This window comes from Sphingomonas sp. M6A6_1c, from assembly GCF_053345135.1.
Window position 1 is genome coordinate 124,459 of the sequence record NZ_JBKEZO010000006.1, and the last position, 12,074, is coordinate 136,532.

Here is a 12,074-nt window from a genome sequence, read left to right on the forward strand (position 1 = left end):
TTCGTAACCGATCGTGCGGCGCTGCCGATGATCGTGAGGGGTGCCTCACCAGCTTTGTCATCCCCGCGCAGGCGGGGATTCAGACGCGCGGACCTCACGACTCCATCGCGACACCTGCGCGTCTGGATCCCCGCCTGCGCGGGGATGACAGTGTTGGGGGATGGGGATTCGCCCTCCCCGCTCGTCATCCCGGCGGAGGCCGGGACCCATGGGCGCGGGACGCCGAGGGTGCGTGCCGACGCCGGTTGCGCCTTGTCCATGGGTCCCGGCCTCCGCCGGCATGACGCGCTGGCGGCGCGCCTCACCGGTCCCTCGGGCGAATGACCTTCGTCGTGTTGTGCTGGATGGGGACGGCGATGCGGGGGTCTTCGATGTTGCCGGGGATCGGGGCTGAGGGGATCGGCGGAGCGGCGCCCATGTAATCGCGGACGAGCTGGTCGATCGACGGTTCCTCGCCCGGCGATTGCAGGCCCTGTTGCAGACGGATGTAGCCGTAGCGCTGCTCGGCGACCTTGCGGCTGTCCGCGGCGTTGCGCAGGATCGTCGGGCGGATGAAGATCATCAGATTGGTCTTGTTGCGCGACTTGGCCTTCGACTTGAAGAGGTTGCCGAGCAACGGGATGTCGCCGAGCAGCGGGATCTTCTCGATCGTGCGGCGCTCCTCGTCGCTGAGCAGGCCGCCCATGACCGCGATCTGGCCTTCATCGACGGTCAGCGTTGTCTCGATCTCGCGCTTGTTGAGGATGAGGTCGCTGTTGTCGCTCGACACCGGGCCGGCGATCGAGCTGACCTCGAGGCGCAGGTTGAGCTTGACCGTGCCGCTCGAATTGACCTGCGGGCGCGCGGTCAGCTCGATGCCGACATTCTCGCGCTGCGTGGTGCGGAAGGTGTTGTCGAAATTGTTCGACAGCGCCTGTCCGGTGGTGATCGGGATCTCCTGGCCGACGAGGCTGTGCGCTTCCTGATTGTCGACGGTGACGAGATGCGGGACCTGGAGCAGGTTGGAGGTGGTGTCGCTCTTCACCGCGTTGATGATCGCGCCGAACAGGACGTCGCCGATCTTGCCGCCGAAACCGCCGAAGCCGCCGGTCGAGCTGAGGATCGAGTTGAGCGCCGACTGGGTGAGTGAATCCGACGCGGAATTGTTGGTCGTCACTTCGGTGCGCGTACCGTCGGCGCCGATCGTCACCGTCTTGCTCGACCCCAGCGACTGCGCGCCGATCGCGCCGGCGATCTGGAGGATGTTGGGCGCGCTGTTCGAGAAGGTCGAAGCGGCGAAGGCGCCGCCCGAGGGGTTGGCGAGCACGAACTGCGCGCCGAGCCGGTTGACCGTCGCGTCGGACACTTCGGCGACGATGCCTTCGATCAGCACCTGTTCGCGGCGCGTGTCGAGCTGGCGGACGACATCGGCCAATTGGCGCTGGATGTCGGCGGGCGCGGCGATGACGATCGCATTGGCACCCTGGAAGCGGGTGACGACCGCGGCGGTGCGGCCGCCCTCGGTCGAGATCGCCGGCCGACCGTTGGCGGCGGTATTGGCGCCGCCACCGACGCTCGCCTGCTGGGCGGGGGCCTGGTTGAACTGGCGCTGCTGGCTCTGGCCGCCGCCGCCGCCGCCGGTGCTGCTGCCGAAGCCGGTCTGGGTGCGCGAGAGCTGCGTCTCCTGCACCGCATCGGGGGTTTGGCCGACGAGCTGCTGGAGCACGGGGAGAAGCTGCGCCGCATCGGCGTTCTCGAGGAAGACGACGCGGATCTCGGTGCCGTTCTTCGCCTTCTGGTCGAGGTCCTGCGCGACCTGGACGAGCCGCGCGACGCTGTTGGCGTCGCCGCGGATGATGACCGAATTGCTGCTGTCGACCGCGGTGACGCTGGTGCCGACGCCGCCCTGCGCACCGCCCTGCCCGCCCGGCGCACCGGTGGCGAGGCCCTGCAAGGCGGCGGCGATCTCCTTGGCGCTGGCGTTCTTCAAGGCGACGACGCGGGTCGCGGCATTGTCGGCGTCGACGCGGCGCAGCACCTCGCGGATGCGGCGGATATTGTCGCCGAAGTCGACGACGACGAGGCTGTTCGAGCCGCGATTGGCGCTCACCGAGCCCTGCGCGCTGACCAGCGGCCGCACCGTCTCGATCGCCTGCGTCGCGTCGATCGAGCGGAGGCGGACGATCTCGGTGACGAAGCTGTTGCGGTTGGCGCCGGCCGATCCGATGCGGCTCGGCTGCGAGGCGGCGTTGTCGATCGGCTGGATGCGGAAGGCGCCGTTGCCGGTCGGCACCGCGACGAGCCCGTTGGCGCGCAGCGTCGACAGGAAGGTCTCGAAATATTCGGAGCGGCTGAGCGGCCGGTCGGTGACCACGGTGACCTTGCCGTTGACGCGCGCGTCGATGATGAAGGTGCGCCCGGTCACCTTGGCCGCGTCGGCGATGAAGGCGCGGATGTCGGCGTCGCGGACGTTGAGCGTGGTCTGGGCCAGCGCGCCCGTGGGCAGCGCGAGCGCCGCGGTGGACAGCAGCAGGGCGGAGGCGAGCGTCTTCATGGGGGCCGTCTTCATCAATTGGGCGCGATCGTGATGGCGAGCGCAAGCGTCTGCGACCCACGTTCGACGGTGATGGGGATGTTGCCGCCGCCGGCGAAATCGGCGGTGACGCGGTCGAGGTCCTGCGGGCCGCTGACCGGCCGGCCGCCGATCGCGGTGACGACGTCGCCGTCGCGCAGGCCGGCGTTGCGGAACAGCGCGCCCGACCCCTGCGAGCGGACGACGAGGCCCGAGATGCGGCCCGAATCGATGCGCGGGATGAAACCGATCTCGTTGCGGATCTGGTTGGCGCGGATCGCGGCGGGGGCGCCGGTGCCGGGCGACGCCGGCGCGGGCGGCGTGCCGGGGGCGCCGAGCGCGGCGGGCTGGGCGCCGGCGGGGGCGTCGGACTGGACGAGGAACAGATCCTCGGCGGTGCCGCCGCGATCGATGGTGATATGGTCGAAGGCGACCGCCTTCAGCCGGACGCCGGGCTGGATCTCCTCGCCGACGACGACGGCCTTCTGGACGTTGTCGGGACCGGCGAGGATCGCCGACCCGCGGCCCGAGGCTTCGTCGACGCGGATGCCGAACAGCGTGAGCTGGAGCGAGGTGACCGTGGCCGGCCCCTGTTGCGGCCCGCCGAGGCGGAAGAAGGGATCGAAGCCGGCGAGCACGTCGTAGGGGCGGCCGGGCACGGTGATCGCCGCCGGGCGCCAGTCGCCGAGCGGTGACACCGGCGTGACGAGCGTCCACACCAGTCGCGCGCTCTGCGTCGCCAGCCCTGCGATCAGGATCAGCTCGGCCAGCGAATAGACGTTCACGACGGGCAAGCGGCGCAAAAGGCGCCGCGTGCGCGCGTCGAGTTTCAAGCGCATGAAGTCATCCCGTCCCGCAGCGTCCGCCTACGCATGGCATGTTACGCTTTTGCGGCAAAGAGGGATCATAACGCGACGATGCGGGTGCCGAGCCGTTCGGCCTCCTCGGGGTCGTGCGTGACCATCAAGATCGGCAGCCCGGCCTCGTCGCGGACGCGGCACAGCGCGTCCATGATCTCGCCACGGCGCGCGCGGTCGAGCGACGACAGGGGCTCGTCGAGCAGCAGGAAGGCGGGATCGCTGAGCAACGCGCGGCCGATCGCGACGCGGCGCGCCTCGCCGCCCGACAGGGTGCGCGGCCAGCGGTCGAGCAGATGGCCGATGCCGAGCATCGCGACGATGGCGGCGAGGCCGGTGTCGTCGGCGGCGCCGTACAGGAGGTTGGCGCGGACGCGGCGGTGCGGGAACAGCCGCGGGTCCTGGAAGACGTAGCCGGCGCGGCGATGTTCGGGGGCGACATCGATGCCGGCGGCCGCATCGAACAGCGTGCGGCCCGAGACGGCGATGCGGCCGGCATCGGGGCGGAGCAGGCCGGCGACCATGTTGAGCACGCTGGTCTTGCCGATCCCCGACGGGCCGAAGAGGACGGTGAGCCCCTCGCCCGCCTGCAGGTCGAGCGCGACCGATGCCTCGCCGAGCCGCTTCTCGACGCGGATGTCAAAGGACATGCAGCCCCCGGCGGACGCGGCGGGTGAGCAGTTCGGAGACGAGCAGCGCGGCGAGGCTGAGCGCGACCGACATGGCGGACAGGCGCCAGACGGTCGCCTCGGCGCCGGGCTGCTGGAGCGCGGAATAGATGGCGAGCGGCAGCGTCTGCGTCTCGCCCGGCACGTTGGAGACGAAGGTGATCGTCGCGCCGAACTCGCCGATCGAGCGCGCGAAGCCGAGCACCGCGCCGGCGAGGATGCCGGGCAGGCTGAGCGGCAGCGTCAGCGTCCAGAACACCCGCCACGGACCCGCGCCGAGCGTGCGTGCGGCGCTTTCGAGACGGCGGTCGACCGCCTCGATCGACAGCCGCATCGCGCGCACCATCAGCGGCAGCGCCATGATCGCCGCCGCGATCGCCGCGCCGGTCCAGCGGAACAGGACGGTCACGCCGAACCAGCGGTCGAGCAGGCTGCCCAAAGGGCCGTTCGGGCCGAAGGCGAGCAGCAGCAGCCAGCCGGTCACCACCGGCGGTACCACCAGCGGCAGATGGACGAGCGCGTCGAGCAGCAATTTGCCGGGAAAGCGCCCGCGCGCGAGCAGCCACGCGAGCGCGAAGGCGAGCGGCAGCACCGCCGCCATCGCGACGCCGCCGACCTTGAGCGACAGCGCGACGATCGTCCATTCCGCAGGCGACAGCATCAGCGCGGGGTGAAGCCGTAGGACGCGAAGATCGCCTTGCCGGGGCGGCTGATCAGGAAGCGGCGAAAGCCCTCCCCTTCCGGATTGCGCGAGGCGGCGAGGCGCGCGACCGGATAGGTGATCGGCGGATGGCTGCGCGCCGGGAAGACGCCGGCGAAGCGCACATTGGACGAGGCCCTGGCGTCGGTGGCGTAGACGATGCCGAGCGGCGCGGCGCCGCGCTCGACCAGCGTCAGGGCGGCGCGGACGCTGTCGCCGCGCACCACCTTGGGCGCGACCGCGCTCCACACGCCGAGGCTGCGCAGCGCCGCCTCGGCATAGCGGCCGGCGGGGACCGGCGCGTCGGCCATCGCCAGCGGCCCGGCGGCGAGCACGCGCGCCAGCGCGGCGGACGGACGCACCGGGATGCGCACCGGATTGCCCTTCGCCGCGACGACGACGAGGCGGTTGCCGAGGAAGGTGACGCGGCTGCTCGCGACGATCAGCCGCTTGGCGGCGAGCGCGTCCATCCACTCCTGATCGGCGGAGACGAACAGATCGGCGGCACCCCCCGCCTCGACCTGCCGCGCCAGCGCCGACGAGGCGGCGAAGGAGACGACGGGGCGCGGATGGCCCTGTCTGGCCCAGGCGTCCGCGGCGGCGTTCATCGATTCCTGCAGGCTGGCGGCGGCGAGCACCAGCGGAGGCTTGCGCTGCGCGGCCGCGGGCGCGGCGATCGCGAGCGACAGGAGCAGCAGGGAACGGATCATGACGGCACCTCGGACCAACGAATATATACCGCCGTATACAAGGCTTTCGTCCGGCGCGACCGGCGTTTTCAGCGCACGGCCGCGTCGCGCGCCTCGCCGAAGTCCATCATCTCGTATCGATAGGCGGCGAGCCGCGTGCTGAGGCAGGCCACCATCGGCGCGACGTGGTCATCGGCCGAGGACGCGCCTGGCGGCAGGACAAATCGCGCCGACGGCATTGCGGAATGATGGTCGTGACCGATCGTCCCGCTCACCGCATGGCACGAGCGGGCGATGGCTTTCGCCGCGGTTGCGGTCAGGACCGGTTTCTCGCCAGGCGTCGTCGCGCATCCAGCAAGCACGACGACGCCCAATGCCGTGACCGTGATGCGCTTCGTGGTCATTCGCTGCCCTTCCCCATCGGCATGAATCAGCCCACTGCCACATCGTTCGTCAACGGGATTTTTGCGCGAAACCTTCGCATGGCGGCCGCTGTACCCCGGCGGAGGCCGGGGTACAGCGTTGGTATGTCACGCCTGACGTTCCCGAGGTCTCGATGCTTAGCGGGGTCTACGCCGCGGCGAGGCTAAGGAACGCCTCGACACCATTCGCCAGTGGCCCGGAGCACCCCGAAACGGGTCCGGGGTGACGGGTGACGAACAAAACCGTCTTACGTCGCGCTTACCCTGCCCGTCCGCTGGAGCTTGCCCCAGCCGACCATCGGGCCGCGCAGCGCCTGCGCTATGGCCTTGAGCACGACGTAATACATGATCTGGCGATAGCCGATCCGCTGCGGGATCAGCAGCCAGAGCAGGCGCCATTTCTCGCGGCGTTCGAGCGCGAAGGCGATCGTCGCGGCGAGCAGGTCGATCGCGGTGAACACCAGCCAGAAGCCGAGCATCGTATAGACGTCGTGGCTGGTCTGCGCCCAGCCGTGCGCCTGGATGTCGAGATAGGTGACGAAGAAGCTGACGAGCAGCGCCAGATCGATGATCGGGCTGATCGCGGCGAGCACGATCTGGAAGACGATCGCCTGCGGCAGCCCGACCCAGCCGAGCCCGCGCGGGGCACTGCGGCCGATCGCCGAGCGATGCTTCCACAGGCATTGCAGCGTGCCGAACGCCCAGCGGAACCGCTGTTTGGCGAGCGCGCGGAACGTCTCGGGCGCCTCGGTCCAGGCGATCGCATATTGATCGTATTGGACGCGCCAGCCGGCGCGCTGGATCGCGATGGTGAGGTCCTGATCCTCGGCCAGCGTATCGTGCGGATAGCCGCCGACGGCGCGGATCGCCGCCAGCCGCCACGCGCCGACCGCGCCGGGCACGACGGTGATCGCGTCGAGCCGGGCGAAGGCGCGGCGTTCGAGGTTCTGCGCGGTGATATATTCGAGCGCCTGCCATTTGGTGACGAGATTGACGCGGTTGCCGACCTTGGCGTTGCCCGCGACCGCGCCGAGCTGCGGATCGTCGAACCAGCGCGCGAGGCGCGCGATCGTCGTCGGCTCGAACTGCGTATCGGCATCGAGCGCGATGACGATCTCGCCCTTGGCCAGCTCCAGCCCGGTGTTGAGCGCGCGCGCCTTGCCGCCATTCTCCAGCGTCAGCAGGCGGACGCGGGGATCGTCGGCGAAGGCGGCGGCGACGATCGCGGAGGTCGCATCCTTCGAACCGTCGTCGATCACGATCACCTCGATCCTCACGTCGGTCGAGGCGAGCACCCCGCGCACCGCGCGTTCGATGACCCGTTCTTCGTTATAGGCGGGGATCAGCACGGTGACGAAGCGGTCGGGGTCGATGCGCGGGAAGACGGTGCGCCCCTCACGCCGCGCCTGGATCAGCGCCAGCGCGGACAGGGCCAGCGCTCGCAGGATGCCGATCGCGATCGCGATGCCGAACAGCCAGCGCAGGCCGACCGCCATCGCGCCCAGCGTGCTGAACAAGGCGAGATCGACGTTGGCGGCGAGCTGGTCGCTGGCGCTGATCGGCGGCATCGCGGCGTGGCGCGACAGGCCGGCGAGCGTCGACACGGGCACGAACTGATAGCCGAGCGCGCGCAGCCGATCGATGATCACCGGCAGCGCCGCGACCGTCTCGGCGCGGTTGCCGCCGGCGTCGTGGAGCAGGATGACGTTGCGGCTGCAATCCGCGTCCGAATCCTCGTCGCAATGATCGGGACCGCTGGTCACCCGCGCGATCGTCGCGTCGATGATCTGCTGGACGCCCGGCCGCTTCCAGTCGCCGGGATCGACGTGCAGGCCGACCGAGACATAGCCGCGTTCCTGCGCCTGCAGCGCGGGCTCGATCTCGTCGGCGGTGGAGGGCTCGGCGTCGCCGAAATAGGGCGCGCGGAAGAAGCGCAGCGAATGGCCGGTGAACGCCTGGAACAGGCGCTGCGTCGCGTTGAGCTCGAACCACACCTGCCCCGGCGAGACGGTGGCGAGGTTCGGATGGGTATAGGTGTGGCTGCCGATCTCATGCCCCTCGGCGACCATCCGCTGGAGCAGCGAACGCTGGGTCAGCGCATTCTCGCCGACGATGAAGAAGGTGGCGGCGACGTGCTTCTGCTTGAGCACGTCGAGGATCTGCGGCGTCCAGGTGCGATCGGGACCGTCGTCGAAGGTCAGCGCGAGCTGGCTCTTGCGATAGCCGGTGCGATCGACCTCATAGGCCTTAGGCAGGCGATCGAAGCGCACGTCGGCGATCGCGCCGCCCGGCCCCGCCACCGCATGGCGCGCGCCGGGTACGGGGGTGGCGGCGATCTTGAGGATCTCGCCCGCGCCCTCGATGTCGACGTTGGTGCCGGCGGGGATGGCGTCGATCGCCGACGGCGGCGGCAAGCTGCGGTGATCGCGGCCGAACAGCGACCACAGGCCCGGGTCCTCGGACCCCAGACGCCACAGCGCGACGCTGCCGACGCCGGCGCGGTGCAGCATCTCGATCTGGTTATAGGCGGAGGCGGCGTCGAGCAGCCAGACGACGTGGCGGGTACCGCCCTCGCTATAGGCGAAGCTGCTGTTGCCGCTGGCGCGATCGAAGGCGGGCATCGTCCCCGAATCGCGCGCCGCCTGCCACGCCTCCTCGACGCCGAGCGGGTCGCCGCTGCCGTCGTGCCAGTCATAGGCGTAGGAGCCGATCGCAACGACGAGCTTGGCGGCGGGAATGCCCCGCGCGGCGCTGGCGACGGTTTCGGCAAACCAATGCTGCGAGGCGATCGGGCCGGCGGGGCCGCTCGTCTCATGCTCGTCATAGGCCATCAGGAAGATCTTGTCGGTGACCGCAGCATAGGCGGGCAGGTTCCAGTCGGGATTGGCGACCGGCGCGGCGATCGACACGCTCCACCCGCGCGGCGCGAAGCGGCGCCGCGCCTCGCCGAGGAACATGCGGTAATTCGCCTGCGCGCTCGGCGGCAGGTCCTCGAGGTCGAAGAAGGCGCCGCCGGCGCCGTTCGTCGCGAGCCAGGGGATCAGCCGGTCGAGGAAGGCCGCGCGCGCCTTGGGGTCCGCGAGCAGCGCGGCGGTGCCGGCGCCGTCCCAGGTGCCGTTGCTGGCGTTCTGGATCATCGGGATCACCACCGGACGATGCACCGCGCGGTTGAGGATGGCGCGGCCGGCGGTGTCGCGGAACACAGTGAGGTGATGATCGGCACCGGTGACCGACACCCAGCCGGGGATCACCCAGTCGAGCTGTTCGACGTGGCGTTCGAGGCTGGCGGCGCTCGACGGGTCCCAGGGGGTGTGGAAGGCGATGGCGAGGCTGGGGTTGGCCGCCGCATCCTTGCCGCGGCCGGTGCCGAGCAATTCGCCCGCGTAGTAATTGAGGCCGCGCTTGGCGCGACGGATGACGCCGTGGGGGGGGGCGAGCCGGCGCAGCACCGGACGCTCGACATCCACCGGCAACAGCGGCGCCGCGGGCACCGCGCCGATCGACACCGCGAACACCGCGAGCGCGAGCACGACCAGCGCGACGAAGGCGACGACGCCGAGCGTGAAGCGCCGCTTGCGTCGGCCGCTGGCGTCATAGAACACGGGATGTTGAGACATGATACGGCACTCCCCCGCGCCTCACATGCGCCAGACCGGGTGCCGCTATCAAGACACGGCGATGACAAAGCCGTCACGCGCGGCGACCGCGCGCAGGCGATGGATCGATATGCAGTCAATTCCTCCCCCGCCAGGGGGAGGTGGCGCCGCGAAGCGGTGACGGAGGGGGAGGTAAGCGACGTCCTCTGTGCCGTTTCCTCCTCCTCCGTCATGCCTTCGGCATGCCACCTCCCCCTGGCGGGGGAGGAATTTTTGCCCGAAGTCTATATGTAGACTCCGCCCCCCTAACCCTGCGGCACGACCAGCACCGTGCTGCCCTGCGTCTCGCCCGCCTCAAGCGCGCGGTGCGCGTCGGCGGCCTGTTCGAGGGCGAAGCGCTGGCCGATATGCGGACGGATCGCACCCCGGCGCAGCATCGCGAAGACGCGGTCGACGCCGGCGCGGCGTTCCTCCGCGGTGACGTAATAGTCGAACAGCGTCGGGCGGGTGACGAACAGCGAGCCCCTGGCGGCGAGCGTGCCGAGCGCGACGTCGGTGACCGGGCCGCCGGCATTGCCGTAACTGACGATCAGCCCGCGCCGCGCGGTGGCGGCGAGCGTCGCGTCCCACGTCGCCTTGCCGACCCCGTCGAAGACCACCGCGACGCCGTTGCCGTCGGTCAACGCGCGCACCCGTGCGGCGACATCCTCGTCGCGGTGGAGGATGACGCGGTCGGCACCGGCGGCGCGGGCATGGTCGGCCTTGTCCGCATTGCCCGCGGTGCCGATCACGGTCGCGCCGATCGCCTTCAGCCAGCCGACCAGCAACTGGCCGACGCCACCCGCCGCCGCCCAGACCAGCACCGTCTGCCCCGGCTGCACCTTGGCGCAGCGATCGACCAAGCATTCGGTGGTGCAGCCCTTGAGCAGCAGCGCCGCGGCTGTCGCGTCGTCGACGTCATCGGGCAGGTGGAGGAGCTGCTGCGCGGCGACGTTGCGCGCGGTGGCATAGGCGCCGCGCGCCGGGCCGAAGGTGCCGACGCGGTCGCCGACCGCAAAGCCCTCGACGCCGTCGCCGACCGCCTCGACCACGCCCGCCGCCTCGCTGCCGAGGCCGGCGGGCAGGTCGATCGGATAGACGCCGCTGCGGTGATAGGTGTCGATGTAGTTGAGGCCGACGGCATGGTGGCGCATCCGCACCTCGCCGGGCGCAGGCGGCGGCAGGTCTGCGTCGACCCATTCGATCACCTCCGGCCCGCCGGTGCGGGTGATGCGGGCTATGCGTTCGCTCATCTCATCCTCCTTGGGTGCTCGGGTCCGAACCGTTCGCGGAACCGGCGGGTTGCACGATCAGCGCGGCACCGCGAACCAGATCGTGTGCATCGCGCCCTTGCCGTTGCTGCGCGCGCGGACGGTGACCTCGTCGACGGTGAAGCCGCCCTCGCGCAGGCGGCGGGCGAAGGCGGCGTCCTTGGCCGCCGACCACACCGCGAGTACGCCGCCGGGGGCCAGCGCCGCGCGCGCCGCGGCAAGGCCGCGTGCCGCATACAGCCGGTCGTTGGCGGCGCGGACCAGCCCGTCGGGGCCGTTGTCGACGTCGAGCAGGATCGCGTCATAGCCGCGCGGCGTCGCGGCGATCACCTCGGCGACATCGGCGAAGGTGACGGCGACGCGGGGATCGTCGAGGCAGCCGGCGGTCAGCGCCGCCATCGGTCCGCGTGCCCAGTCGACGATCTGCGGCACGAGCTCGGCGACGGTCACCCGCGCCTGCGGGCCGAGCCTGGCGAGCGCGGCGCGCAGCGTGAAGCCCATGCCATAGCCGCCGACGAGCAGATGCGGCGCGGTGCGCGCGCCCAGCCGCTCGATCGTCATCGTCGCCAGCGCCTCTTCGGAGCCGCTCATCCGGCTGTTCATCAGCTCGTTGCGGTCGAGCACGATCATGTAATCGCCGCCGCGGCGGAACAGGCGCAGCGGCTCGCCGCCGGGGACCGGGGCGGTGTCGATCAATTCGCGTGGCGTCATGCCGGCTCGCTCCTCCTGCGCACAAAGCGCGCCTCTACCGCGACGATCACCGCGCCGCGATGGGCGTTTTTGCAGAATCGGGCGTTTTGCTTTAACGGGCGTCGCCGAGACGCCGCGCCCGCTGCACGCCGTCCATATCGTATCGACAGGATCATCACGCCCCACATGTCAGCCTACAAGCCCCAGACGTTCCAAGAGCGCGCCGCGCTGTCCGCCCAAGCCAAGCAGGCGGCGTTGGAGAAACTGCGTGCCAAGCCGCCGCTCGACCCGGCCGTGGTGGCCGCCCGCGTCGCCGCCGCCGAAGCCAAGGAAGCCGCCCTCGCCAAGGCGCGCGCCGACAAGCAGGCCGCCCGCGAACAGGCGATCGCCGAGAAGAAGGCCGCCGCCGAAGCCGCCGCGCTTGCCGCCGCCGAAGCCGCCGCCAAGGCCAAGCCCAAGATGCCGACCGAGGCCGAAATGAAGGCCGCCCGCGACGCCCGCTACGCCGCCCGCAAATCGCGCGCGGGGAAGAAGTAGGATCGGCTCACCCAGCCGGTTACGCATAACGGCCCGGATCGACCGCTGTCGATC

The 12,074-nt window shown here is 70.6% G+C and carries 10 protein-coding genes; 1 reads left to right on the plus strand and 9 read right to left on the minus strand.

Features of this window, described 5'->3' with window-relative positions:
• Positions 1-301 precede the first annotated feature (301 nt).
• From gspD to ACLBWH_RS13985, 9 genes are all read right to left on the minus strand, one after another.
• Entirely contained in the window at positions 302-2,548 is a 2,247-nt protein-coding gene (gene gspD / locus ACLBWH_RS13945; RefSeq protein ID WP_447799519.1) for a type II secretion system secretin GspD, read from the minus strand.
• Complete coding sequence (locus ACLBWH_RS13950; RefSeq protein ID WP_322849486.1) at positions 2,548-3,390, minus strand: type II secretion system protein N; 843 nt, start codon at positions 3,388-3,390, stop codon at positions 2,548-2,550. The genes gspD and ACLBWH_RS13950 overlap by 1 nt, the downstream gene beginning before the upstream one ends.
• A 65-nt stretch (positions 3,391-3,455) precedes the next feature.
• Entirely contained in the window at positions 3,456-4,058 is a 603-nt protein-coding gene (locus ACLBWH_RS13955; protein WP_322849487.1) for an ATP-binding cassette domain-containing protein, read from the minus strand.
• A complete protein-coding gene (gene modB / locus ACLBWH_RS13960) occupies positions 4,048-4,737 on the minus strand; it encodes a molybdate ABC transporter permease subunit (RefSeq protein ID WP_322849488.1) in 690 nt (229 codons plus the stop codon). The genes ACLBWH_RS13955 and modB overlap by 11 nt, the downstream gene beginning before the upstream one ends.
• Positions 4,737-5,486 carry a molybdate ABC transporter substrate-binding protein gene (gene modA, locus ACLBWH_RS13965; RefSeq protein ID WP_447799520.1) on the minus strand — a complete coding sequence of 250 codons (750 nt, stop codon included), beginning with the start codon at positions 5,484-5,486 and terminating at the stop codon, positions 4,737-4,739. The genes modB and modA overlap by 1 nt, the downstream gene beginning before the upstream one ends.
• 68 nt (positions 5,487-5,554) lie before the next feature.
• Positions 5,555-5,869 (minus strand): hypothetical protein, encoded by a 315-nt coding sequence (locus ACLBWH_RS13970; RefSeq protein WP_447799521.1) that lies wholly within the window; start codon positions 5,867-5,869, stop codon positions 5,555-5,557.
• A 266-nt stretch (positions 5,870-6,135) separates the two neighbouring features.
• Positions 6,136-9,504: a glycosyltransferase gene (locus ACLBWH_RS13975; RefSeq protein WP_447799522.1), complete on the minus strand. Its 3,369-nt coding sequence runs from the start codon at positions 9,502-9,504 to the stop codon at positions 6,136-6,138.
• A gap of 284 nt (positions 9,505-9,788) precedes the next feature.
• A complete protein-coding gene (locus tag ACLBWH_RS13980; RefSeq protein ID WP_447799523.1) occupies positions 9,789-10,775 on the minus strand; it encodes a quinone oxidoreductase family protein in 987 nt (328 codons plus the stop codon).
• Positions 10,776-10,832: 57 nt separating this feature from the next.
• On the minus strand, positions 10,833-11,504 hold the full coding sequence (locus tag ACLBWH_RS13985) for a spermine/spermidine synthase domain-containing protein (protein ID WP_322849493.1): 672 nt from the start codon (positions 11,502-11,504) through the stop codon (positions 10,833-10,835).
• Positions 11,505-11,669: 165 nt separating this feature from the next.
• Between ACLBWH_RS13985 and ACLBWH_RS13990 the strand changes: the two genes are divergently transcribed.
• A complete protein-coding gene (locus ACLBWH_RS13990) occupies positions 11,670-12,020 on the plus strand; it encodes a DUF6481 family protein (protein WP_322849494.1) in 351 nt (116 codons plus the stop codon).
• Positions 12,021-12,074: the final 54 nt, after the last annotated feature.